The organism is Bradyrhizobium sp. WBOS07 (assembly GCF_024585165.1).
GTDB classification, from domain to species: domain Bacteria; phylum Pseudomonadota; class Alphaproteobacteria; order Rhizobiales; family Xanthobacteraceae; genus Bradyrhizobium; species Bradyrhizobium japonicum_B.
Map to the genome: position 1 here is coordinate 4,697,427 of NZ_CP029008.1, position 24,420 is coordinate 4,721,846.

Sequence of the window (24,420 nt, forward strand, 5' to 3'; positions counted from 1 at the left end):
CCTGGCTCATCCGTTCTTCACCATCGGTCATGCCGCCCGTTCGATCGAGGAATTCGCCCGATTGTTGCAGGACAGCTCGGTCACGTTCGTGGCCGACGTTCGCACCGTGCCCCGCTCCCGCACCAACCCGCAGTACAATCGCGAGACCCTCCCTCAGTCGCTCGCGGCCGTTTCGATCGGTTATGAGCACATTGCCTCGCTTGGCGGCCTGCGCAGCCGCAAGCGCGAGGTGCCGCGCGAGACCAATGCGTTCTGGCAGAACGGCAGCTTCCACAATTATGCCGACCACGCCATGAGCGCGGCCTTTCCTGAAGGGCTGGCGCATCTGCTGGCTCTAGGGCAGGTGCAGCGCTGCGCCATCATGTGCGCGGAGACGTTGTGGTGGCGATGCCACCGGCGGATCATCACGGATTATCTGATCGCAGCCGGCGAGACGGTGTTTCACATTCTCGGACCCGGGCAGGTCAAACCGGCCGAGATCAATCCGGCTGCGCGATCGCTGCCCGATGGGCGGCTGGCTTATCCGGCGGAGACCCTGGCCGCATCCCGCGGGTGAACGCGGCGTGGGCCGACAGCCCAGTGCGCTCCGTCCTGAGCCCGGATTTGTCCCTAGCGGTAGGGACAGACATTCGCCGCGGCCGGCGCGACATTGCGTCTGCGAAATATAACTCGATGGAGGACATCATGATCAGGCGCTGCCTTGCCGCCTTGTGCGTCGGCACCGCAATGGTTCTCGCCGTCCCCGGCGCCAAGGCCGACATCAAGGTGGGAATCGTGGTTTCTGCTACCGGGCCGGGCTCGGCGCTTGGGCAGCCGCAGATGCGGACGGTGGCGGCCCTGCCCAGGGAGATCGGCGGTGAGAAGATCGTCTATATCCCTCTCGACGACGAATCGGATTCGACCAAGGGCATTCAGAACGCCCGCCGGCTCGTCATCCAGGATGGTGTCGACGCGCTGATCGGCTCCTCGCTCACGCCCGTGACGATGCCGATGCTCGATGTCGCCTGGGAAGCCAAGACACCGATCATCTCGCTGGCCGCAGCGACAGCCATCGTCCAACCGATGGACGAACGGCGCAAATGGGCCTTCAAGGTCGTTCCCAACGACGATTTGATGGTACTCGCGATTCTCAAGCACATCGCCAGGTCGGGCGCCAAGACGCTCGGTTATATCGGCGTGTCCGACGGCTATGGCGAGGGCTACTACAAGGAGGTGAGCCGGCTCGCTCCTACCTTCGGCCTGACCGTGACCACGCACGAGGTCTATGCGCGAGCCGACACCAGCGTGACCGGTCAGGCTCTCAAGGTCATGGCGACGAATCCGGACGCTGTTTTCATCGCCTCGGCGGGCACCCCGGCAGTGTTGCCGCAGCAGGCCCTGCGCGAGCGCGGTTATTCCGGCAAGATCTACCAGACTCACGGTGTGGCTACCGAGGAATTCATCAAGCTCGGCGGCGCCAGCGTCGAAGGCGCCGTGTTCACCGGCGAGGCGTTCACGATCGCGGATGATCTGCCGGCGGACGATCCTTTCCGCAAGGTTCGGGATCAGTTTGCGGTCGCCTACGAGAAGACGAACGGGCAGAAGCCGAACATCTTCGCGGCGCATCTGTGGGATTCGATGGCGCTTCTCCAGACGGCGATCCCGAACGCGTTGAAGAGGGCGAAACCCGGCACGGCAGAGTTTCGCACCGCCCTTCGCGACGAGCTTGAGCGAGTCAAGGACGTATATCTGAACAACGGCCTGTCCACGATGAGTGCAACCGATCACAACGGCTACGACGAGCGCTCGGCGTTTCTGATCAAGGTGGAAGGAGGCCGCTTCAGGCTGATGAAGTAGCAGCCGGGCAGCAGGCGTTTGTCGCTCTGCGCGACGCGTCGCGCTCGGCAATGCAGTCATCCTTGACGTGGTGTTGCGCCGGTCCAATCTCACGGTCCCGGGGTCACAAACGCCGAGATGATCGTGGCGTCGCGGTCCAGCATGATCTGCCAGTGCGATGCGCCGCCCTGATGCCAGACCGAATAGACGTCCTGCCCTTGCGGTCCCACGCCGAGGAATTCGATCGATTCGATCGGGCCCAGCTCGGCAAGGCCTGGTTGCAGCAGCGGCAAACACATGACGCACCCTCTTTCGGGAGAGCTGCGCGGAAATCCTGCAGATGCTGTTGCTGCGTCGCCGGGATCAACGCGTTGATCTCAATCAAGGTGGTCGCGCCGAAACCAGGCAAGCTCAACGAGAAGATGCAAATCGGGAGGATTGACCGTGCGTGCTTGTCTTTCCGCGCTGACTCTCGTGCTCGCTGTTCTCGGCTCCTCCTCGGCGTATGCAGGTTGCTGGCCAAGCGATAACTTCAAGATCTTCTGCTGGATCGATACCAAGGGTGTGGACTGCCAGCCGCACCACGCGCTGACCAGTGCCAAAGTCGTGCAGTACCCGTATCCGAGCCAATCCATCTATGAGTTCGAACCACGCATTGGTGGACTGGCCCCGCCATCACGGCCTGCCCCCCGAGCAAGACGATCAAGTACAGCAGCGTTTGGGACCGCGCGACGGGCAAAGCGGAGGAAAAGGCGTCAATCGGTGGCTGGTCGTCATGGTCACGCTACATCTATTGCAGCAATAACCCATGGACCGGGCAAGGCCCGCCGACGATGCCGATCTGCTCAGGTCCCGCCGACGACCCCAATGTGGGGCAACCGGTGACCTCGGCGATGCTTTCGCAAAGCCAGCGATTGAGTTTTCTTCAGGTCCAGGAGCCGCTACACACGAGATGTTTGCAGGTCGAACCCGACCCGATGGGTTCGGAATGGCTTACGGGAAGCTCACTCGTCAGGGTCGTCGTTTCGCACCACGAATTCCAGAAAATCGAGTGGCACTATTTCTTCCAGGAGTTCTATTCGTTCGACGGCTGGAAGGAAGTTCCCGCGCCGAAGTCGAAGGTCCCCTTGATTTCGACGAAGAAATACACCGATCGTCGCATCGCGACCACGACGGGGCGGTTCTGGCTCAACAAGCAGGGACGTTGGAAGATCGTCGCAGTCCCGAAGCCGACCTCGCCCATCGCCCAGCTCGTGGCAACGACCGTAACCAACGAATGCCCGGGGGCGCTCTTCAATATCCAATGAAGGCAGATCGGCGAAGGCCTCTCCCGAAATACGTGTTGTGACATCGACAGCTATGTTGGGGCACGCGAAGGCGCGTCCAACTCCGCCAACCTGTCTGTTGGTGCTGGGCCGGTCTGCGCAATGACGTCGCAGCAGAAGGTCGTGGCAGGCCGCAGCCTCTCGTCTGGCGCCAGGGAGCAAGCCGCCGGTACTCTGAGCTAGATCAAGCTGTCCGGAACTCGCGTGAATATGCTCAGGCAGCTTCAGTCGGCGAGCGGGTTACGCCCATGGACACCCAAGCGTTCGAACAGGATACCGAGAAATCCCCGGTGTTTCATGCCAGGGGTCTTTCGAAGACCTATCGAATGGGGGAGATCGAGGTGCATGCGCTGCGCGACGTCGACCTCGACATCTTCGAAGGCGAGTTCGTCGTACTCCTGGGGCCGTCCGGATCGGGCAAGTCGACCCTGCTGAATATCCTGGGGGGCCTGGACAGCCCGACGTCGGGCGAGGCTCATTGGCGCGATCATAATCTGGTCGGCGCGACTGATGCGGAGTTGACCCGGTACCGGCGTGAACACGTGGGCTTCGTCTTTCAGTTCTACAATCTCATTCCCAGCCTGACGGTGCTCGAGAACGTCGCGCTGGTGACCGAGATTGCGGACAAGCCGCTCGAGCCGCGGGAGGTGCTTGCGCTCGTCGGGCTCGAAAAGCGGACCGATCACTTCCCCTCGCAGCTGTCCGGCGGCGAACAGCAGCGCGTTGCGGTTGCCCGTGCCATCGTCAAGTCGCCGGATGTGCTTCTGTGCGACGAGCCGACGGGCGCGCTGGACTACGAGACCGGCAAGGTGGTGCTGGCGGCGATTGCGCGAGCCAACGAGCGCCTCGGCACCACAACGATCATCATCACGCACAATGCTGCGATTGCGGGCATGGCGGATCGCGTCCTGCGGCTCGGCGGCGGGCGGATCGTCAGCGAGGAGCGCAATGCGCATCGGCTCTCGGCAGACGAGGTGCACTGGTGAGCCTGCTCGATCGAAAACTGCTGCGTGACATCGGCGCGATGCGGGGCCAGGTGCTGACGATCGCGCTGCTGGTCGCAGCCGGCGTCGCCGTCTTCATTGGGTCGGTCTCTACTTACGAATCGCTCAATGCGGCCGTGGAGCGCTTCTACGCGGCTGCGCGGTTCCCGCAGGTCTTCGTGAGTCTCAAGCGGGCACCGCTGTCGATCGTCCCGCAACTTGAAGCCATTGCCGGCGTTGCCACGGTTGAGCCCCGTATCGTTCGTGAGGTCATCGTCGATTGGCCGGCTGCAGCCCAGCCGGTGTCGGCGCGGATGGTGTCGCTCAGCCGTGCGGGCGATGAAAGGCTCGCCCGGCTTCATTTGCGCCGGGGCGCGGCGCCCGAGCCGGGCTCTGCGAGAGCTGCGGCGATTAACGAAGCGTTCGCGGAAATCAACGGAGTGAACCCCGGAGACGACGTCCGCGTCCTGCTCAACGGGAAGGTGGAAGCTTTCCACGTCTCCGGCATCGCGCTTTCGCCCGAATATGTCTATGCCGTCAAGCCGGGCCTGCCGATTCCCGACGATCGGCTCTATGCGATCCTTTGGGTCGACCGCAGTGCGGCGGAAGCCGCCTTCGATATGAAGGCAGCCTTCAATGACGCCGTCATTTCGCTGGCGCCGGGCACCGATCCGAAGCCGGTTATCGATGAACTGGACCGGTTGCTTGAACAGTACGGATCGGTCGGCGCCGTCCAGCGGCGAGATCAGCCTTCTAACCGCTTCCTCGAGGACGAGCTGAACCAGCAGAAGGTGATGTCGATTACGATTCCGTTCATTTTCTTCGGGGTTGCGGCGTTCCTGCTCAACAGCGCTCTGGGGAGGATCGTGGTGGTCCAACGCGAGCAGATTGCCGCGTTGAAGGCGCTGGGTTTTCCAACCTCGGCGCTGACCGTGCACTATCTCAAGCTCATTCTCGTCATCGTGCTGATTGGATCTGCGCTTGGCATCGGAGCCGGCTGGAGCTTCGGGAAAGCCATGATTGCAAGCTACCAAAGCTTCTTTCGCTTGCCTGACCTGCCGTTTCGGCTGACGCCGTGGTCGTTGGCGCTCGGGATTGCGATCAGCTTGGCTGCAGCATCGCTTGGCGTCCTGACAGCGCTGCGGCAGGTCGTCCGGCTGGCGCCGGCGGTCGCCATGCGGCCGGCCGCGCCGCTGGGCTTTCGCCGCTCGTGGATCGAAGCACTTCTGCCGAGCAACGCGATCCGATCCCGCCTCCTGATGATTTTGAGGAACACCGCCGGACGTCCACTTCGTTCGCTGCTGACGGTCGCCGGGGTGGCCTTTGCCGTCCCAATGATGGTGCTGGGAATCTTTTGGCGCGACGCGATCAACGAGATGATCGACCTGCAGTTCAACCTGGTGGAGCGCGGCAACACGACGGTGACGTTTCCGCACCCCATGGACCGGACCATCATGCGGGACCTGGCTCGTGAGCCCGGTGTCTTGGCGGTGGAAGGACAGCGCATCGTGCCGGTGCGGCTACGCGCCGGGCAGCAGAGCTATCTGACCTCGGTGATCGGTCTATCCGCGGGAGATGAGTTGCGGCGGCCGCATGATGCGATGCTGCGTCCGATCGCGGTAAGTCCCGACGGGATTACGCTCACACGGCGGCTTGCCGAACGGCTCGACGCGAAGGCCGGCGACGTCCTCACGGTCGAGGCGATGGAAGGACGACGACGCAAGCGTGATCTGCCGGTCAGTGCCATCGTCGACGAGGCGATCGGAATGGCATCTTACATGGAGATCGAGACCCTGAATCGCTTTACCGGCGAGGGTGCCGTGATTTCCGCGGCGAGCCTGTACGTTGAGCCGACTGCGATGATGGCCTTGGGGCAAAGGTTCAAGAGCTTACCCACCATCGAATCAGTGACGATGAAGGCGTATGCGCTCTCTTCATTCATGGAGAAGATCGCCAGTCTCGTTTTCGTAACCGCCGGCATCCTTGCGGCCTTCGCCACCATCATCACGGTAGGGGTCGTCTACAACAGCGCGCGCATCAGCTTGCAGGAGCGCGCATGGGAGCTGGCCAGCCTCAGGGTGCTGGGCTTTACGCGCGGCGAGGTTGCGAGCATCCTGTTTGCCGAGTTCGCTATCGAGATCGTGCTGGGGATTCTGATCGGCCTGCCGCTCTCTCATGCCGTTATCGGACTGATCGCCAGATTTCACTCCAACGAGAGCTTCCAGATACCTGCCGTGATCGCCCCGCAGACCAATCTCATTGCCGTCGGCGTCGTCATCGTTGCTGCTGCCGCCAGCGCTCGCATTGTCAAAGGCCGTGTTGATCGAATCGACTTGGTCGCAGCTCTCAAGACCAGGGAATGAACATGCACGTCACGGGCCGTCATGCCGCAATTGTTGCCGGACTCTTGGCCGCCGCCGGATTTACGGCATGGCTCCTGATTCCAGCCTCAGTGCCGGTCGAGACGGCGGCTGTGACAAAGGGGAGGTTCACCGCCACCGTCGATGAGGATGGCAAGGCGCGCGTCCGCGAGCGGTACGCGGTCGCTGCACCGCTTGCGGGGCGGCTGAGCCGGATCCGGTTCAAGGTTGGCGATCAAGTTCAGGTCGACGACGCCGTCGCCACGATCACCCCATCCCCGGCTCCCCTGATGGACTCGCGGACTCGCCGGGAGGTCGAGGAAAGATTGGGAGTGGCCGAAGCCAATCTGGAGCGCGCCAGGGCGGTCGTCGAACGGGCCAAAGCCCAGAGCGATCAAGCCAATACCGATTTGACCCGGGCGCGGACACTGGTCCAGCAAGGAGCCGCGACGACGCAGGCGCTCGAACGTGCAGAGCTTGCGGTGCGTCTCGCCGACCGGGACCTGCGGGCGGCGGAATTTCAGAATCATGCCGCCGAGCATGAGATCAGCCAGATGCGTGCATTGCTGGCCCGCTACGGCAACGATGGCAACGGTCACCCGGATAGCTGGAACGTTGTGTCGCCCGTCGCCGGCGTGTTGCTGAAGGTCGCGCAGGAAAGCGAAACGATCGTGCAGCCGGGTACGCTCTTGCTTGACGTCGGCGACGCCAGCGATCTCGAGATCGTGGCCGACGTTCTCAGCACCGATGCGGTGGAGATCCGTCCCGGAGCCGATGTCAGCATCGACCATTGGGGTAGGGAGGAAAAGCTGACGGGTCGGGTCCGCCGGGTCGAGCCGGCAGCTTTCACGAAGGTCTCCACGCTCGGAGTCGAGGAGCAGAGGGTCAATGTCCTCGTCGACATCCTGTCGCCCGCGAAGCAGTGGGCCCGACTGGGAGATGGCTATCGGGTGGACGTTCAGATCACCGTCCTCGCGCGGGACGAAGCCACGATCGTCCCATCCGGCGCGCTGTTTCGTCGCGGCGAAGGCTGGAATGTCTATGTTGCGAAGGGCGGGCGGGCCGAACTGCGCCAAATCGAGCTCCTGCGCCGCTCCGGCCGCTTCGCGGCTGTCGCTTCCGGCCTCGCCCCTGGTGAAGAGGTGATCGTCTATCCCAGCGACCGCGTTGCGCCGGACGTGCGTATCGCACCCCGATCACGTTGACGAGGTCGCCAATGACGGGGAATGCAGTCGCCCTCATCCGCCGACATTCGCAATGACGGAGATATTGAGAGCCTCCGCCCTCGACCTACCCGGCCAGATACTTCTTCACCGCCGCCTCGTCCCATGCGATCCCGTTGCCGGGCTGCTCGCTCGGCAGCGCAAAGCCGTCCTTGATTTGCAGCCGCGTCGAAAGCACCGCGTCGGCCCAGTCGACATATTCCAGCCAGTGCGCGGTCGGTGTCACGCAGAGCAAATGCGCGCTGACTTCCGAGAACAGATGCGAGGACATCTCGATGCCGGCAGCATGCGCGAGCGCAGCGGCGCGCAGCCAGCCGGTGACGCCCCCGATGCGCTGGACGTCGGGCATCACGTAGTCGCACGCTTCCGCCGACAGTGCAGCCTGCATCGAAAAGGCGCTGTCGAAATTTTCGCCGATCTGCACCGGCGTATGCAGCGCGTCTGCAATGCGGGCGCAGCCGGCATAATCGTCATGGCGGATCGGCTCCTCGATCCAGGTGAGGCCCTCGTCGTCGAGCATCTCGCCGCGGCGGATGGCCTCGGTCACCGTCAGCGCCTGATTGTAGTCGCACATCAGCGTCACTTGGTCGCCGACCGCCTTGCGGACCGCGCGAACGACGGCAAGATCCTCCCGCGCATCGGGACGGCCGACGCGGATCTTAGCAGCCTGGAAGCCTTCGGCCAGCAGCTTGTGGGCCTCCTCGACGGCGGCGCCTGCCGGCATGATGCCGAGCCCCTTCGAATTGTAGGCCTTGACCGGCTTCGGCGCGCCGCCGAGCAGGCGCGCCAGCGGCAGGCCGCGTGTGCGCGCGAGCGCGTCCCAGACCGCCATGTCGATGCCGGACTGGGCCAGTCGTTGCAAGCCGGCGAGGCCCAGCAGCGTGAAGCGCTGCGCCAGCTTGCGTTCGATTTCGATCGGCAGCAGCTCGTCTCCGGCGAGGAGATCTGACATCTCCGTGACCATCGCCGCCAGCGGCTTCAGGGCCGAGGGCGTGAGCGAGAACAGATAGGCATGGCCCACCGCGCCCTGATCGGTCTCGCAGTCGATCAGCACCAGCGGCGCCCTGGCGACCGCGCCGGTCGCGGTCTGGAGCGGCAGGTTCATCGGCACGATCACGGGGCGCGCCTGGAAGCGCTTGATGCGGATGGTTTCGGTCATGGGCTTCTCCCGGCCGGGCGGATTGCAGATCGATGCCGATCTTAAGCATCCGTGATCAAACGAAAAGCGATTTGCTGCGACATCATAAAATGGGGTTGCGCCGGCCTGCAATTATGGGCTCTGTGCCGCCGCATTCCCTGCCACGGATTCTGGCAATTTGCGGCAAATCGCACAGAACGGAGCCACTGCGTGAAACGAGAGATCTCCGAAGAGCAGCGCAAGAACGGCATCCTCACCGGGGCCGTGATCGCCTTCCTCCTGCTCGCTCTGCCGCTCGCAGTGTGGCTGGACCTGACCGAGCTCAGCAAGACGGCGTTGCGCCGGCAGGCGATCGATCTCAATTCGGTGATCACGAGCGTGCGCGGCTATTACGCCTCCAACGTGGTCGGGCGCGTGCTGGCCAACCCCGACGGGACCACGAAGGTCGTGCACAATTACGAATCCGTCCCCGGCGCGATCCCGATCCCGGCGACGCTGTCGCTGGAGCTCGGACGGGTGATCGGCGCGCAGCAGGAGAACATCACCTACCGGTTCGTCTCGGACTTCCCGTTCCAGAACCGCGCGGCGCACCAGCTCGACAAGTTCGAGAAGGACGCGCTGGAGGCGCTTCGAAAGGACCCCGAGCAGAAGATTGTGGACTCCGAGACATCGCTGTTCAACGACAAGGTCCGCCTGGTCGCGCCGGTCACGATGGGCCCGGCCTGCGTGAGCTGCCACAACAGCCACCCCGAGAGCCCGAAGAAGGACTGGAAGGTCGGCGACGTCAGAGGCATCCAGGAGGTGATCATCGCGCAGCCGATCGCCGCGAACATCTTCTCGTTCAAGTTCCTGCTGGCCTACTTCGTGATCGCAGCCGGTAGCGGCCTCGCGTTCCTGTCGCTGCAGCGCCGTCAGGCGCGCCGCATCAAGGGCATGAACAAGGAGCTCGAATCCGCCAACGACTTCCTGGCCTCGCTCTCGATGAAGATCTCCCGCTACATCCCGCCGCAGGTCTACAAGAGCATCTTCTCCGGTCAGAAGGACGTCACCATCCACACCGAGCGCAAGAAGCTCACCATTTTCTTCTCCGACATACAGAATTTCACGGCCACCGCGGAGCGGCTGCAGCCGGAGCAGCTGACCCAGCTCCTCAACGAATACTTCACCGAGATGTCGACGATCGCCCACGATCATGGCGGCACCATCGACAAGTTCATCGGCGACGCCATGCTGATCTTCTTCGGCGATCCCGAGACCAGGGGCGATCGCGCCGATGCGCAGGCCTGCCTGCAGATGGCCTGGCGCATGCAGCAGCGCCTGGCCGAGCTCAATGCGAAATGGCGGGCGTCCGGCATCGAGCAGCCGTTCCGCTCGCGCATGGGCATCAACTCGGGCTATTGCAATGTCGGCAATTTCGGCAGCGCCGACCGCATGGACTACACCATCATCGGCGCCGAGGCGAACCTCGCCGCCCGCCTGCAGTCGATCGCCGAGCCCGGCGGCATCGTGCTGAGCTACGAGACCTTCGCGCTGGTCAGCGACATCGTCCGCGCCCACGCTTTGCCGGCGATCACGATGAAGGGGATCAGCCGCGAGGTCATTCCCTATTCGGTCGATGCGCTCGATGACGGGGCGGCGGAGCGAAGCGGCATCATCACCGAGCGCGCGCCGGGGCTCGAGCTCTATCTCGATCCCGCGGTGGTGAAGTCAGGCGATGCTGCCCGGGTCCGCTCTCTGCTGGAGAACGCGCTGGCCTCGCTGAAGCCGGCGTGAGATTCTTGTTACCCTCCCCTGGAGGGGGAGGGTCGATCGCGCGCAGCGCGAGCGGGGTGGGGTGATCTCTCAACACGGGCAGTGTCTGCGTGGAGACATCACCCCACCCCGTCACGCAATCTCGCTTCGCTCGATCGCGTGCCGACCCTCCCCCTCCAGGGGAGGGTAAGAGGTTCGTCACCGCGCGCGCTAGGCCACCTCACATCGCCGCCCCTTCCGTGGACGCCGTCTCGATCACGTCGCCAAGAGGCCTACGGCAGCCCCCGTGCCTCCAGCTGCTTCACCAGCAGCAGCGTCGGCTCGGCGAGGCTGTCGCCGGAGCCGTCGAGACCGAAGGCGCTCGCGATGCCGTCGCGGCTGCGCAGCAGCGCGCTGCGCGGGCAATGGCCGGCGCCGCAGAGCGTCTTCTTCAGGGTTTCGCCCTGTGCCACGGTGCCAGCGGAATCGTCGGCGGCCCAGGCCAGCACGATCGGCACATCGACGTTGAGAATGCCCGGGAAAACCGAGCGCTTGTTGTACTGGCCGGAATCGCTGCCGAGATAGGCCTTCTCGCTGTCGCTCGCGTCCTTGCCCGCGCGGTAGATGCCGGACACCAGGACAACGGCGGCGACATCGGCGCGGTCGGTCTGAAACTCGGGATGCGCCAGCAGGGTGGCGACATGGAAGGCGCCGGCGCCGTAGCCGACCGCAACGATCTCGCGGGCGTCGCCGTTGAACAGGTCGATATTGCCGTGAACCCAGGACAGCGCCGCCGCCACGTCGCTCGCCCCGGCCGGCCAGGTCGCCAATGGCGCCAGGCGGTAGTTGACGCGCACGCCGATCATGTCGTTGCGCGCGGCAAAGCACATCGCCTGGTCCTGGATCTGGCGCGACAATTCCGGCGCGGCGTGGTCGCCGGTGAACGTGTCGCCGGTCACGAACAGCAGCACCGGCCGCGGCGTGTCCGCCTTGGTGGCGCTGGCGGCGACATCGAGCACGTTGGCTTCGCTCTCGCCGTAGCGCAGGCCGCGCGTGAAGGTGACCTGCTCGCACAGCCGCGCGGTGCCGCCGGCGGTGGTGTCGGAATCGGTGAGGCCGACCCGGACGAAGTCTGAGGGGCCCGTCAGCCTGGCCGGCGACACGACATGGGCAGACGCCGCCGTCATGGTCAGGAGCAGGAAAATCGTCAGGTAATTCTTCATGGTGATGCCGGCCTTCGGGGCCCATATCGGCCCGCTGATGTGGCCCGTCTTTTCAATTCGCCTCATTAGTCAGCCGGCCTTGAGGCGAATTCGCGGCACCTTCGGCAGACCCGCGGCCGGCCGCGGAACGGGCTGCCGGTGCGGCAAGCGGCCGCGCCAGAAGGGCACCTTCGAGGGCACAGAACGCTTGCGCTCTACTGTGCATGGGGTTGTTTTCGCAATTTTAGCTTGGAGGGCCTGTCAGGCCCGGTTCATGGTCCGGAACGTGATGGAGTAACGTCGCGCCTCGACCGGCGGGATGCTGTGCTCCCATTGCGAGCGCACCTCGCCTTGCATCATGTAAAGAGAGCGCGGCTGCGCCTCGAGCGTGTGGCGCTGCCATTTGTCGCCGCTTCGGCGGCGGAAGCGGAACTTGCAGGCCGAGCCCAGCGACAGCCCGAGGACCTCCTTGAACTGCGGCTTGTCGCGGTGCCAGCCGATGCCGACGCCGATGTCGTATTCGGTGCAGAGCACCTGCCGGACGCTGGCTATGGGCAGCCCCGCCCAGGCCTCGACCCGGCGCGCGATCGGCAGCAGCCAGTCCGGGATCGGCTCCGCCTCGGTCAGCCGCTGCAGCGAATAGTCATAGCGGTAGCCGAAGGACGCCACCCGGCGGTTGCCCTCGAACGCCCCGAACTGGAAGCGCTGGAGCGGCAATGCTGCGATGCGGCCGATCAGATCCTGCTCAAGGGCGGCTTCGATAAAATTGTCGACATGGCGAAGCCCGGAAGGCCCAGCTTCCGGCTCATTGAACAATCCGAGCTGCGTCATTCCTCGCATTTCCGTGACGGAACCTTTTGCCGCCCCAAGCGACTTACATAGGGCGCGGGAAGTAACGTGCGAGAGGCTGTCATGGCACACAAGCATACCGCAGATCCGGCAGAGATCATGCGGGCGACCGGTCATCCCGAACTGGAATACGCCGCCGGCTGGACCATCGCCGGCCTGGTCACCATCGGGACCATCGTCGCCGCCTGGGTGTTTGCGATCTAGCCGACCGGAAACTGGAGCTCGAAGGCCGCGCCCTTCTCGGTCGGCTTGAGGCTGATCGAGCCGCCATGGCTCGCCATCACCGCGCGGGCGATCGCAAGCCCCATCCCGGTGCCGCCCTGGTCGCGGCGGGTGGTGAAGAACGCATCGAAAATCCTGTTGCGGTTCGGCGCCGAGATCGGCTCGCCGTCATTGCTCACCGTCAGGCGCAGGGTCGTGCGCTCGAAGGCCGCCTCCAGCCGGATCTCCCTCGCCTTGTGCCGCATCGCATTGTCGGCGAGATGCGACAGCACGATCAGCGCCTTCTCGCCCGACATGGCGATGGAGCGGTCGAGGCTGCCACTGGCCGCGATCGCGCTTTCCGGAAACCGGCTCCTGAGATCGGCGATCACCGGCGCGAGCTCGGTGCGCTCGTTCTGCGGCAGGCTCTCGGCGCGGGCGAGCTCGCGCAGCCGCTGCGCCATCGCCTCCAGCCGCTGGGTATCGGACAGGATATTGGCGATGAACGTGTTCTGCTCGGCCGGCGTCAGGCTGCCTGCCTTGCCTTGAACCGAATCCTGCAACAGCTCGGCCGCGCCCTTGATCGAGGTCAGCGGCGATTTCAGCTCGTGGGTGAGGTGGGCCGAGAATGTCGCGATATAGTCCGAGCGCCGCGCCAGCTGCTCGGCCATGCCGAGGAAGCTGTGTGAGAGCTGGGCGAACTCGCGCGTGCCGTAGTGCCGCAGCGGCTGGAACGCCTCGCGGTCGCCACGGCCGATTCGCGCGGCGCGGTCCATCAGCTCACGCATCGGCAGGGTAATGGTGCGCGAGAACACGAGGCCGATCGCGATGGTGCCGAGGACGACGGCGAGACCGGCCAGCACGAACTTGGCCCGCTCCTGGTAGAGATGATCGAAGATGTTGCTCGGCGTCCGCGTCGTGTAGATCACGCCCGCGACGCGGTTGTTGACGATGACGGGCATGGCCGAGAACACGTGCATGCCGAGGCCGCGGCTGAAGGAATAGATCGGCGGCGGCGGCTTGTCCGGCACGCGGTTGCGCAAGGTCGCGCGGTATTGCCCGTGCAGCGCGTCCGCGACCTCCTCGATATGGGCGAGCGACTGCCCCACCTCCTGCCGCCCGGCAATGACGACGCCTTGCGGATCGAGGATCCGAAAGCCCGCCAGTGTCACCTTCTGGGTCTCGCGGATGATCGGCGTCAGTCTCGCGCCGATCTCGATATAGCCGGGCTGTGCGGGCCGCGATGCCGGCTGCGCATCCGGTCGGCGCCGCAGCAGATCGTTGGCGGTGAGATCGAGTGCGGGCCGGATCGGCGTCACGGGGTCGCCGGGATCGGGCAGCACGTTCGGCGGCACTTCGGCCCCGAGCGTCAGCCCGCTGTCCAGTCGCGCCAAAACTTCCTGCGCGTAGATCGTCGCCAGCACGCGGCTTTGCGCGATCAGCTCGGCCTGGGTCTGGCGGATCAGCTGATTGTCGTAGAGGCGGAAGAAGAACAGGCCGACCAGCGGCAGCACGGCGACGGTGGCCAGCACCGTGAAGATCACGAGGCCGAGCGACGGCCGCCATTTGTCGGGCGCCGCCTTCATGCCTCTTTCTCGCAGCGGCCGAGCTTGAAGCCGACGCCGTGGATAGTCTCAATCACGTTGTCGCAGGCTAGCGCCGCGAGTTTGGCGCGGATGTTGCGGATGTGGCTGTCGATGGTGCGGTCGGAGACCTGGATGTTGAGCTGATAAGCCGCCCGCATCAGCTGCTCGCGATTGAAGACCGACGTCGGCCGGGTCAGGAACGCGCGCAGGATGCCGAACTCGATCGCGGTCAGTCTCAGCGGCGTGCCGGCGAAGGTCGCGACATGCTGCTCGGGGTCGATCAGCAGGCCGCCCTGGGCCAGCGCGGCGGGGCCGGCCTTGGTCTCGCCGTTGCGCGGGTTGAGCCGACGCAGGATGACGTTGACTCGCGCCACCAGCTCGCGCGGGCTGAACGGCTTCGTCACGTAATCGTCGCCGCCGATCTCGAGGCCGAGGATGCGGTCGATCTCCTCGTCGCGTGCCGACAGGAACAGGATCGGCACGTCGGACGTCTTGCGGATCTCGCGGCAGACGTCGAGGCCGTCGAACTCGGGCATGCCGATGTCGAGCACGATCAGGTCGGGCTTGTCGGCGGCCGCCCGGCCGAGCGCCTCCTTGCCGTCGCGGGCCTCGATCACGTCCATGCCGGCCTTCTTCAGGGCGACGCGGATGACCTCGCGGATGTGGCCCTCGTCGTCGACGATGAGAATGCGATGCGCCAAAAGACTCTCCGCTCACCCCGCCGGCCGGCTGCCGGAATGATCCTTTGCCAGCGCATCCAGCCTGCGCTGAAGCCGCCAGCTCCGAAAGCCCCAGCTCCGCCAGGCCAGATCCTGGCGCTGCTGTTCTACAAGGCGGTCGCGTCGCGACACAAGGCAGCTCTCGCTCGAGCCGGGCCGGAGCGCGATGGCCCTGTCGATGGCGGGCAGTGCCTGTGGTCCGAGCGTCAGGAGATAGTCGATATCGATTTGCAGGCCGTTGCCCGACGCTTCCCGGCTGTGCGTGACATTATAGTCGGCGATGAAGGCATCGAAGTTCACCAGCGAGCAGCCATAAAGCACGGTCGCGAGCGCGATCAGATTGGCGCCGACGAGCCATTTGTTGGACCGTTGGAGGGCGATGCGGGCCACGATCAGCACCAGTCCAAGCGCGACCAGCCCCATCCAGATGAAAGCCGCGATGCGCCAGTAGGTCAGCATGTAGACGTTCACGTAGAGATCGAGGCGCAAGATGGAGGAGGCGACGAGAAGCACGTTCTGTCCCACCCAGAGGTAGACCAGCGGCCGGATCACCGTCGATTTCTCGGCCGGCCCGCCCGGGCGCATCGCCACCAGCACGAAGGCCGCGGCGAGCAGGGCAGTTACGATCAGCGGATAGGCCCCGCGATGCGCATAGCCCGCATAGGTCAGATTGTCGGGCAGTGCCAAATGGCCCCAGAGATAGATGCCATCGAGAACGGACTGCGCCGCGAACAGCAGGTTGAACAGGATCAGCGAGCGCAGGATGGTGGAGGGACCGAGGAATTCGGCTGCGACAACGGGTGGGAGCGGCGGCGGCGCGAGGCCGTCGGCCACCTCGGTGTCGATGATCGGCTTGCGCCGCCAGCGCACGTGAATGAACGGCCAGACCAATGCCAGCATCAAGGCCCAGAACAGGACGCGCGGGATGCTGACATAATGAAGGATGAGTTTCGGATTGAACAGGGACACCCATTGCTCGATCACCGGATTGGCCGCGGCGAAGAGCGCGACGAAGACGGCGCTGAGCGCCGCCGGCAGCAGCCAGCGCGCGATGCCGCGGGTGAGCGCCGACGCGTTGAACGCCTGGGGCGTATCGAGAAAGAACCTGAAGGGACCGAGCAAGACGAGGTTGCGCAGCGCGCGGCCGCGGTCGGCGAGCCCGGTCGTTTCCGCATTGGTCGCGAGCAGCAACGCGATCGCCAGCGAGGCGACGAGGATCAGGAACGACAGCGTGTTGAGCTCCTCGATAACGGGCACGAGACCGGCGGCGAGAACGGCCGAACCGATCATGGCGCGGCGCAAGTCCAGGGCCGCATGATTGAAGAGCACCGACACGCCGGCGATCGCGATCGCAAAGAGTGCCAGCGACAGCCCGGCCCGCTGCCCGTAGAACAGCCAGTCGGCGAGCGCGGCCAGCAACAGCGCGACGCCGACCTTGGCCGGGATCGAGGAATGACCGATCGGCTTGATTTCGTCCGCGATCGTCGACGCCAGGCTCGTCATGTCCAGAAGACCTTTCGTGGTGGTTGGCATGACGCATCGTGAACGGCTCTCGTGCAGAAGGCGGGACCATCGTCTGCACGGCTTCAGGAGTCTTTTGCAGATTTCGTGCAGGAGCGCTTTTGCCTCTCGCGCAGCGCCAATCGCTTTGATAGGTGCGAAGCATTCGCCCTCATAGCATGTGGCACATCATGCAAATCCTCCGTCGTCTCGGTCTCATTCTGCTGTGGCTTGCCGCGCCTGTGGTCGCGTTCGCGGCCGTCAACAAGAACGATCCCTATCTGCTCGTGCTGCGCGGCGCCGGAAACATCGCGCTTGTCGTCGCAAGCCTGCTGATCGTCGCCGTTCTGCTCCGGTGGGGAGGTTGGCGCAGCATCGCGGGCAAGCTGCTCGTCATGCTCTGGTGCCTGCCGCCGCTCCTGATGTCCGCTGCGCATCTGAAGTTCGAGTTGCGCAGGCACGACGTTCTCAACGCCGCCGAGGCGCGCCAGCTCGGGGCTCACTTCATGGTCGGCTATTCCTCCTTCCCGGAGGTGGCGCGCCTTGCCAGGCAGGGACTGATCGGCGGCGTCTATGTCACCCGGCACAACCTCCGCGGCGGCACGGTCGAGACGCTGCGGAGCGAGATCGCCGCGCTCCAGGACATCAGGCGCGCTGCCGGCCTGCCGCCGCTGCTCGTCGCCGCGGACCAGGAGGGCGGCATCGTCGGGCATCTGGCGCCACCGCTGACGAAAGTGCCGGCCCTGGCGACGCTCACAGGGCTTGCGCCCGACGACCAGCAGGCCAAGGCTGAGGAGTTCGGCCGCATCCATGGCGGCGAGCTCGCAGCGCTTGGCGTCAATCTCAATCTCGCCCCGGTGCTCGATCTCAAGCCGCCGGCGCGGCGCAACCGGCTCGATTTCCACACGCTGATCGGCCAGCGCGCGATCGCGAGCGATCCGGCCGTCGTCAGCACGATCGCGAGGGCCTATGTGCGCGGGCTGGAAGCATCCGGCGTCGGCGCCACGCTCAAGCATTTTCCGGGTATCGGCCGCGTGCGCGCCGACACCCATCATTTCAGCGCCAATCTCGACACGCCGGTCGAGGAGCTGGAAGCGACCGACTGGCTTCCGTTCCGCGAGGTGCTATCGCATTCGCGCAGCGCGCTGATGGTCGGCCACGTCACGCTCACCGCCGTCGATCCCGATCGCGCCGCCTCGCACTCGAAAGCCGTCGTCCAGGGCATCATCCGCGACAAGTGGAACTACCAGGGAGTGGTGATGACCGACGACCTCATGATGGGCGCGATCTACCAGAACGACGTCTGCAAGGCCGTGGTCGAGGCGATCAATGGCGGCGTCGATCTGCTGCTGGTCGCTTATGACGGCGCGCAGTTCTATCGCGTGTTCGGCTGTGCCCTGGATGGGGCGCGGCAGGGCAGGCTCGACGCGGCCATGCTGCAGGCGAGTGAGACGAGGCTGGCGAGGGGCCTTCCGTCCGGGAAGACGGGAGCCGCGTCGCTCAAGAGAAGCAGTACGCGGGGTTAGTCGAGGTATCGCCCCGCGCGAGATGGCGCGAGGCGATCGAGTGCTGCCGTCGCAGCTGTCCTATTCCGCCTGCTCCAGCGCGGCGGGCATCTTCGCTACCGACATGAGCGATCGCGCGATCTGGTTGAGCAGGAGATCGGAATTCTCCTCCTCGGCGAGGGATTTGGAGAGCAGGGCAACGATCGCGCTATGCCGGAGCTGCTGCGCCAGGTTGCGTGCCGTGGTGTAGCCGGACATCTCGTAGTGCTCGACGCGCTGGGCCGCCGAGATCAGCGCGAGGTCGGCGGCTGCATCCTCCTTGTCCTCGCCTTCCTTCATGACCTCCTGGCCTTCCTCGATCAGGCCCATCATGCCCTTGCAAGGCTTGGCGCGAGCGGTCTCGCCGAGCAGCTCGAAGCACTCGTTAAGGCGTTCGACCTGATTTTCGGTCTCGGCCAGGTGTTGCTCGAACAGTTCACGCAACTGGTCGAAGCGGGCGGATTGCGCCATCTTGGGCAGCGCCTTGGTCAACTGCTTCTCGGCATGGAGAATGTCACGCAGCTCGTGGAGCAGGAGATCGGTCAGACCGGCCTCGTCGACGGGCGATGAACTCTCCGCGACAATCGGGCTGGCGGTGCCGGGATCCGAGGACTGAAGCGCGGGCGATTCGGTGAACACCCAGTCCTCTCCTTCGTTCCAGGGGCCGCGGGTGTCGATCTCGCCGTGGTCGCCGCTGCCGGTGGAGTCGTTGAAGTACTGGTTCACGAGGCCGGGCGTCGGCGCGATCCTGCCGACACTGAAGGCAGGCTTGGACAGGCTTTCGAGCGCGCGCGCGAAGGCCTTCATATGCGTGATCTCGCGCGTCATCAGGAATTGCAGCGCGTCCTTGGAGCCGGCGTCGTCGCAGAAATTGATCAGCCGTTCGTAGACGATCTTCGCCCGCGCCTCGGCGGCGATGTTGCTGCGAAGATCGACATCGAGCTCGCCGGTGATCTTGAGATAGTCGGCGGTCCAGGGATTGCCTTGCGAATTGAACAGGTTGACACCGCCCCCGCCGGCGATCGCGATGAGCGGATCGGCTTCGGCTGCCTGGCGGTCGTTCTTCGAAGGCGCAAGATGCATCCTTGCAAGGCAGCCGACGACTTCGAGATGGCTGAGCTCTTCGGTCCCGATGTCCATCAAGAGATCCTTGCGGTCGGGGTCCTCGCAGTTCAGCCCTTGAATCGAATATTGCATCGCAGCCGCGAGTTCCCCGTTGGCGCCGCCGAATTGCTCGAGCAGCATATTGCCGAAGCGCGGGTCGGGCTCGTCGACGCGCACGGTGAACATCAGCTTCTTGACGTGGTGATACATGAAATGACTCGCGCTGTGAGGGAAACGATGCGCGTCAACCGGTGCTCGGAATGTTCGTTCCTAACCGAGCTTGAGATTCAATTCGCGCTTCTACGCCTCTCGCGCGATCAATCCGTCGATCATCGCGCGCACCAGGGCCGCGATCTCCTTGCGCAGCGCCGGCAGCGGCACGGCAACCAGCTTCTGCTCGAGTCCGAGCGCCACCATGCCATGCACCGCCGAGAACAGGCTGCGCGCCGTGATGCCGAGCTCCTCGCGGCTGCGCTTCGGAAACAACGCGGCCAGCGGCTGGTAGATGTGGCGGAACAGCTGCATCTGATCCTGGACGGACCAGTCGGGGACGACCTTGTCGGCTTCCATGCGGTGCTCGAACAGCGCGCGCCAGAGCTGGAGATTGTCGGCCGCGAAATCGCAATAGGCGAGGGCGATGCGGACCAGCGTCTCCTGCGGCGACGGCTCGCCCGCGCTTTCCGCGGCGCTGAGCGCCTGGTCGAGCCGGTGCAGGGTACGCGAGCCCACACGCAGGATCAGCTCGTCCATGTCGGCCACGAGGTTGTAGACCGCGCCATTGGCGCAGCCGATCTCGCGGGCGAGATCGCGGGTCTTCACCCCCGACAATCCGCGATCGGCAATCATCCGCTCCGCCGCGAGGATCAGATCGGAGCGGAGTTTCTCTCGCCGTTCCAAGGCCTTAGACATCTTGGCCAAATCTTGAGCGTTGCTCTTTTTTTCTTGAACTTTGTTCAAGTTTCTTGCTACAAAACATCTGTGAGCAACGCTCATAACAGGGAGCTGAAGATGTTCAAGACTGTAGTGACACTGTTCCGCGGCAGCGTGGCCGCCGCGGGCGAAGAGCTGGAAGACCGGACGGCCCTGCTGATCCTCGACCAGCAGATGCGCGATGCGGCTGCCGCCGTCGAGCGCAGCAAGCGGACGCTGGCGCTGGCGATCGCCCAGGACCAGCAGGAAGGCCGCAAGCTCGAGGCGACCCTCGCCCGCATCGCCGATCTCGAGACCCGCGCGGTTGCGGCGCTCGACGGCGGCCGTGACGACCTCGCCAGGGGTGCCGCCGAAGCCATCGCCGGCCTGGAGGCGGACCGCGATGCCGCGATGACGGCCCGCGCGTTGTTCGCGACCGAGATCGCGCGGCTGAAGCGGCACGTCGCAAACGCGCAGGCCCGCATCACCGAGCTCGATCGCGGTCGCCGCGTTGCCCGTGCCTCGGAGGCGGTCCGCTCGTTACGCCGGAGCGGCATCGAGGCCGCGCGTCCGTACGAATCCACGCTGCCGGAAGCTGAAACCACTTTGCGGCGCTTGCGCGATCGGCAGATGGAAGCTCAGGCGGCCGACGATGCGCTGGTCGAGCTCGATGCGGCCACCGGTCCTATCGCCGTCGCCGAAAGATTGGCCGAGCAGGGCTTTGGCCCGCGGCTGAAGACCACCGCAGACGACGTGCTGGCGCGGCTGAAGTCCAAGCGCCCGGCGTCGGCCTGATCGTAACCCCTTCATCATTCGTCCTCACAGGAGACCATCATGAACCAGAATGGCCAGCCCCACAGCAGCGCCTGGGTGACCTTCACATACGCGTCCTTCGCAGCTTCCGCCTTCCTCGTCGCCATCGGCGTGTTCTTTCTGCCGGTCGACGTCTGGATGAAAGGCTATCTCACCATGGGCATCGTCATGCTGGTTCAGACCTGCATCACCCTGACCAAGACCGTGCGCGACAATCACGAGAGCAGCCGGCTGGTCAACCGCATCGAGGATGCGAAGGCCGAGCGGCTCTTGATGGAGGTGTCCAAGGCCGCATGAAAAGCGCCTTGAGCCGATCCGGGAGACAAGCAGGAGAGCCGCGGAGCAATACGCGCCGCGGCTCTCGCGTCCGCAACCATCGGGAATGACGCCTTGATCGTTGCGGCCCGCATCGCGCATTGTGCTTCGGCTGCAGGTGCGATATGGCTCTCGCGCGTTCAGAGGCGGAGACGAGCTTTGTCGAAACAATCGCTGCGCGAGGAGGCCGAGCGCCTGATCCGCGAATCGATGGAAAAGAAGTCCATCGTCGTCAAGCAGGGCACGACCCGCATCGATTCTGTTTGCGGCAAGTGCGGCGCCCCGAACCGGGTGCAAGCGGAAAAGGGCCAGAGCCGCGTCAAGTTCGCCTGCAAGAATTGCGGCCATCAGCAAGAGACGTTGTAGGTTTCTCGCCCTCTCCCCTTGTGGGAGAGGGTGGCTTCGCGAGAGCGAAGCCGGGTGAGGGGTTCTCTCCTCACGGACAATTGCGCGAGTTGAGAGAACCCCTCATCCGGCGCTTCGCGCCACCTTCTCCCGCAAGGGGAGAAGGAAGGCAGCTACTCCTCCTCCACGAACTTCTTGAACGCATCCGCGTAATCCGGATGCCAGCGCGACAGCGGCGGGCGGTTCGCGACGATGTCGCCGGCGGCCCACAGCATGCGCTTCTCATCGAGTGCGCGCGGCACGTCGTTGTCCGGGCACAGGATGTAGAAGTCGCCGGCCTCCAGCCGCGCCAGCATGAAATCGACCGTCTGCTCCGGCGTCCAGGCGCCGGCCGGCTTTTCGGTGCGTCCCTTCGCGGTGAGGCCGGTAAACACGAAGCCCGGGATCAGCAGATGCGCCGTGATGCGACAATCCTTCGTGTTGCGCAGCTCATGCTGGAGCGCCTCGGTGAACGCTTTCACGCCGGCCTTGGAGACATTGTAGGCGGGATCGCCCGGCGGCGTGGTGATGCCCTGCTTGGAACCGGTGTTAATGATGAGGCCCGACCTGCCGCGCGCGATCATGTTGGGTGCGAAGATGCGCGAGCCGTTGATGATGCCCCACATGTTGACGGCGATGATGCGCTGCCAATGATCGGGCTCGCCGAATAGCGTGCTGCCCGGCTGGATGCCGGCATTGTTCATGAGGACGTCAGTGCCGCCGAACCGCTCGCACACGGCACGCTCGAGTTCCGTCAGGCTTTCTGTCTTGCTGACGTCGACCGCGGCCGTCATCACGTTCGCGGCACCGGCGATGGATGACAGCTTTGTTGCGGCCTCGGCCAGGCGTCCCTGATCGACATCGGCGATGCACACCTTCATGCCGGTGCGCGCAAACGCCGCGGCGGCGGCAAGCCCGATTCCGGCTGCGCCACCGGTGATGACGGCAACGTTGTCTTTGACGATGGCAGGATGCGACATGGCTGGACTCCGGCGAAGCTCAAGTTGCGCTCGGTCGCGTTATAGCACGCGCTCCGTTCGACCCTGCACAAGTCGGCATGGGAGGTCTTCGCTCCACGCCGTCTTTACGCCCCTCCGGCCCGGTTGTACCCTATTCGGCGAACGATCCCGCCCAGATCGACCCAATCAATCACCTGACAGGGAGTGCAGCCATGGCTGTGTCGCAGGCTATTCCGATCACGCGCCATCCGTTCGCGAATGGCTCCTACAAGCAGATGCTGATCGACGGAAAGTGGGTCGATGCGGCCTCGGGCAAGCGCTTCGAGACCCGCAATCCTGCAACGGGCGAGCTGCTCGCAACCGTCGCCGAGGGTGACAAGGACGACATCGACCGTGCGGTTGCCGCCGCACGCCGCGCCTTCGAGGGGCCTTGGAGCAAGGTCAAGCCGTTCGAGCGGCAGAACCTGCTCCTGAGGCTCGCCGACCTCGTCGAGAAGAATTTCGACGAATTGTCGCAGCTCGACACGCTCGACATGGGCGCGCCGCTCAGCCGCACCCGCGCCTATCGCCTGCGCGCCGTCGGCATGCTGCGTTACTATGCCGGCCAGACCACGGCGATCCACGGCGAGACGATCGAGAACTCGCTGCCCGGCGAAATCTTCTCCTACACGCTGAAAGAGCCGATCGGCGTCGTCGGTGCCATCATTCCCTGGAACGGGCCGCTCACCGCGACGATCTGGAAGATCGGTCCTGCGATTGCGACCGGCTGCACCGTGGTGCTCAAGCCCGCCGAAGAGGCGCCGCTGACCTCGCTGCGCATCGCCGAGCTCGCGATGGAGGCGGGCATTCCGCCCGGCGTCGTCAACGTCGTGCCCGGCTACGGCGAGACCGCGGGCGCCGCGCTCGCCTCGCATCACGACGTCGACAAGGTCGCCTTCACCGGCTCGCACGTCACGGGACAGTCGATCATCCGCGCCTCCGCCGGCAATCTCAAGCGCGTCTCGCTCGAGCTCGGCGGCAAGTCGCCGGACATCGTGTTCGCCGATGCCGATCTCGATGCCGCCGTGCCGGGCGCGGCGATGGCGGTGTTTGCCAATTCGGGGCAGATCTGCAGCGCCGGCACGCGCCTGTTCGTCGAGCAGTCGATCTACGAGGAGTTCGTCGGCCGCGTCGCCGAGTTCGGCAAGAAGCTGCAGGTCGGCAACGGTCTCGATCCCAACGTGCAGATCGGCCCGCTGGTCTCCGAGCAGCAGCTCGAACGCGTCACCGGCTATCTCGACATCGGCCAGAAGGAAGGCGCCAAGGCGCTCGCCGGCGGCGGCCGGGTCACCGAGGGTGCGCTGTCGAAGGGCTTCTTCGTCTCGCCGACGGTGTTCGCGGGCGTCCAGGACAACATGCGCATCGCGCAGGAGGAGATCTTTGGCCCCGTCATCTCCGCGATCGCGTTCAAGGACATGGATGAGCTGGTCAAGCGCGCCAACAACACCACGTTCGGCCTCGGCTCCGGCCTGTGGACGCGCGACGTCAGCAAGGCGCATGCGGTGGCAAAACGCCTGCGCGCCGGCTCGGTCTGGGTGAACTGCTATCAGGCGATGGATCCGGCCGTGCCCTTCGGCGGCTACAAGATGAGCGGCTACGGCCGCGAGTCCGGCAAGCAGCATGTCGAGGAATATCTCAACGTGAAGGCCGTCTGGATCAAGACGGCGTAAGGCGTGCTCTGTCGCGTTCCGTCAGAGAGAATATCTGCTTGGGGCGGCGCC

23 protein-coding genes are annotated in these 24,420 nt (G+C 64.9%); 13 read left to right on the top strand and 10 right to left on the bottom strand.

Annotated features, from left to right (window positions below; all coding sequences use genetic code 11):
* Position 1 precedes the first annotated feature (1 nt).
* On the top strand, positions 2–556 hold the full coding sequence (locus DCM79_RS22375) for a DUF488 family protein (RefSeq protein ID WP_257180819.1): 555 nt from the start codon (positions 2–4) through the stop codon (positions 554–556).
* A 170-nt stretch (positions 557–726) separates the two neighbouring features.
* Positions 727–1,836: an ABC transporter substrate-binding protein gene (locus tag DCM79_RS22380; RefSeq protein ID WP_257180820.1), complete on the top strand. Its 1,110-nt coding sequence runs from the start codon at positions 727–729 to the stop codon at positions 1,834–1,836.
* Between the two features lie 89 nt (positions 1,837–1,925).
* Here DCM79_RS22380 and DCM79_RS22385 read toward each other — a convergent pair whose 3' ends face one another.
* Positions 1,926–2,114 (bottom strand): hypothetical protein, encoded by a 189-nt coding sequence (locus DCM79_RS22385; RefSeq protein WP_257176374.1) that lies wholly within the window; start codon positions 2,112–2,114, stop codon positions 1,926–1,928.
* Between the two features lie 534 nt (positions 2,115–2,648).
* Here DCM79_RS22385 and DCM79_RS22390 point away from each other — a divergent pair.
* The 4 genes from DCM79_RS22390 (at position 2,649) to DCM79_RS22405 (ending at position 7,688) form a co-directional block, all read left to right on the top strand.
* Positions 2,649–3,122 (top strand): hypothetical protein, encoded by a 474-nt coding sequence (locus DCM79_RS22390; RefSeq protein WP_257176375.1) that lies wholly within the window; start codon positions 2,649–2,651, stop codon positions 3,120–3,122.
* Positions 3,123–3,388: 266 nt separating this feature from the next.
* Positions 3,389–4,126, top strand: coding sequence for an ABC transporter ATP-binding protein (locus tag DCM79_RS22395; RefSeq protein WP_257176376.1), 738 nt, complete (start codon positions 3,389–3,391; stop codon positions 4,124–4,126).
* Positions 4,123–6,486: an ABC transporter permease gene (locus tag DCM79_RS22400; RefSeq protein ID WP_257176377.1), complete on the top strand. Its 2,364-nt coding sequence runs from the start codon at positions 4,123–4,125 to the stop codon at positions 6,484–6,486. The genes DCM79_RS22395 and DCM79_RS22400 overlap by 4 nt, the downstream gene beginning before the upstream one ends.
* Positions 6,483–7,688, top strand: a complete 1,206-nt coding sequence (locus DCM79_RS22405; protein ID WP_306556714.1) for an efflux RND transporter periplasmic adaptor subunit — start codon at positions 6,483–6,485, stop codon at positions 7,686–7,688. Before DCM79_RS22400 ends, DCM79_RS22405 begins: the two co-directional genes overlap by 4 nt.
* Positions 7,689–7,773: 85 nt before the next feature.
* Here DCM79_RS22405 and DCM79_RS22410 read toward each other — a convergent pair whose 3' ends face one another.
* Positions 7,774–8,865: an enolase C-terminal domain-like protein gene (locus DCM79_RS22410; protein WP_257176378.1), complete on the bottom strand. Its 1,092-nt coding sequence runs from the start codon at positions 8,863–8,865 to the stop codon at positions 7,774–7,776.
* Positions 8,866–9,054: 189 nt separating this feature from the next.
* Here DCM79_RS22410 and DCM79_RS22415 point away from each other — a divergent pair, with 189 nt between their 5' ends.
* Positions 9,055–10,617 carry an adenylate/guanylate cyclase domain-containing protein gene (locus DCM79_RS22415; RefSeq protein WP_257176379.1) on the top strand — a complete coding sequence of 521 codons (1,563 nt, stop codon included), beginning with the start codon at positions 9,055–9,057 and terminating at the stop codon, positions 10,615–10,617.
* A 251-nt stretch (positions 10,618–10,868) separates the two neighbouring features.
* On the opposite strand, the gene DCM79_RS22420 is transcribed toward DCM79_RS22415, so the two are convergent.
* Both DCM79_RS22420 and DCM79_RS22425 read right to left on the bottom strand, forming a co-directional pair.
* Positions 10,869–11,798, bottom strand: a complete 930-nt coding sequence (locus tag DCM79_RS22420; RefSeq protein ID WP_257192557.1) for an alpha/beta hydrolase — start codon at positions 11,796–11,798, stop codon at positions 10,869–10,871.
* Between the two features lie 240 nt (positions 11,799–12,038).
* Positions 12,039–12,608: an alpha-ketoglutarate-dependent dioxygenase AlkB gene (locus DCM79_RS22425; RefSeq protein WP_257176381.1), complete on the bottom strand. Its 570-nt coding sequence runs from the start codon at positions 12,606–12,608 to the stop codon at positions 12,039–12,041.
* An 81-nt stretch (positions 12,609–12,689) separates the two neighbouring features.
* Between DCM79_RS22425 and DCM79_RS22430 the strand changes: the two genes are divergently transcribed.
* Positions 12,690–12,830, top strand: coding sequence for a hypothetical protein (locus tag DCM79_RS22430; protein ID WP_018321489.1), 141 nt, complete (start codon positions 12,690–12,692; stop codon positions 12,828–12,830).
* Here the strand turns inward: DCM79_RS22430 and DCM79_RS22435 are convergent.
* From DCM79_RS22435 to DCM79_RS22445, 3 genes are read right to left on the bottom strand one after another with little or no spacing between them, the layout of a single operon-like run.
* The gene (locus DCM79_RS22435) at positions 12,827–14,413 is read right to left on the bottom strand and encodes an ATP-binding protein (protein WP_257176382.1); all 1,587 of its coding nucleotides are present in this window, start codon (positions 14,411–14,413) and stop codon (positions 12,827–12,829) included. The two genes, DCM79_RS22430 and DCM79_RS22435, sit on opposite strands and share 4 nt — an antisense overlap.
* Positions 14,410–15,114, bottom strand: a complete 705-nt coding sequence (locus tag DCM79_RS22440; RefSeq protein WP_257176383.1) for a response regulator — start codon at positions 15,112–15,114, stop codon at positions 14,410–14,412. Before DCM79_RS22440 ends, DCM79_RS22435 begins: the two co-directional genes overlap by 4 nt.
* A 12-nt stretch (positions 15,115–15,126) precedes the next feature.
* A complete protein-coding gene (locus tag DCM79_RS22445) occupies positions 15,127–16,635 on the bottom strand; it encodes a DUF4173 domain-containing protein (protein WP_257180822.1) in 1,509 nt (502 codons plus the stop codon).
* A gap of 188 nt (positions 16,636–16,823) precedes the next feature.
* On the opposite strand from DCM79_RS22445, the gene DCM79_RS22450 reads away from it, so the two are divergent.
* Entirely contained in the window at positions 16,824–18,158 is a 1,335-nt protein-coding gene (locus DCM79_RS22450; RefSeq protein WP_257176384.1) for a glycoside hydrolase family 3 N-terminal domain-containing protein, read from the top strand.
* Between the two features lie 60 nt (positions 18,159–18,218).
* On the opposite strand, the gene DCM79_RS22455 is transcribed toward DCM79_RS22450, so the two are convergent.
* Complete coding sequence (locus DCM79_RS22455; protein ID WP_257176385.1) at positions 18,219–19,490, bottom strand: DUF892 family protein; 1,272 nt, start codon at positions 19,488–19,490, stop codon at positions 18,219–18,221.
* Between the two features lie 90 nt (positions 19,491–19,580).
* The gene (locus DCM79_RS22460; protein WP_257176386.1) at positions 19,581–20,189 is read right to left on the bottom strand and encodes a TetR/AcrR family transcriptional regulator; all 609 of its coding nucleotides are present in this window, start codon (positions 20,187–20,189) and stop codon (positions 19,581–19,583) included.
* A gap of 99 nt (positions 20,190–20,288) precedes the next feature.
* On the opposite strand from DCM79_RS22460, the gene DCM79_RS22465 reads away from it, so the two are divergent.
* The 3 genes from DCM79_RS22465 to DCM79_RS22475 all read left to right on the top strand — a co-directional run bounded on the left by DCM79_RS22465 (position 20,289) and on the right by DCM79_RS22475 (position 21,683).
* A complete protein-coding gene (locus tag DCM79_RS22465) occupies positions 20,289–20,984 on the top strand; it encodes a PspA/IM30 family protein (protein ID WP_257176387.1) in 696 nt (231 codons plus the stop codon).
* A 39-nt stretch (positions 20,985–21,023) separates the two neighbouring features.
* Entirely contained in the window at positions 21,024–21,299 is a 276-nt protein-coding gene (locus DCM79_RS22470) for a YiaA/YiaB family inner membrane protein (RefSeq protein WP_257176388.1), read from the top strand.
* Positions 21,300–21,476: 177 nt separating this feature from the next.
* Entirely contained in the window at positions 21,477–21,683 is a 207-nt protein-coding gene (locus DCM79_RS22475) for a hypothetical protein (protein WP_257180823.1), read from the top strand.
* 152 nt (positions 21,684–21,835) lie between these two features.
* Here DCM79_RS22475 and DCM79_RS22480 read toward each other — a convergent pair whose 3' ends face one another.
* Positions 21,836–22,681, bottom strand: a complete 846-nt coding sequence (locus DCM79_RS22480) for an SDR family NAD(P)-dependent oxidoreductase (RefSeq protein WP_257176389.1) — start codon at positions 22,679–22,681, stop codon at positions 21,836–21,838.
* Positions 22,682–22,872: 191 nt separating this feature from the next.
* Here DCM79_RS22480 and DCM79_RS22485 point away from each other — a divergent pair, with 191 nt between their 5' ends.
* Positions 22,873–24,369, top strand: a complete 1,497-nt coding sequence (locus DCM79_RS22485; protein WP_257176390.1) for an aldehyde dehydrogenase family protein — start codon at positions 22,873–22,875, stop codon at positions 24,367–24,369.
* Positions 24,370–24,420: the final 51 nt, after the last annotated feature.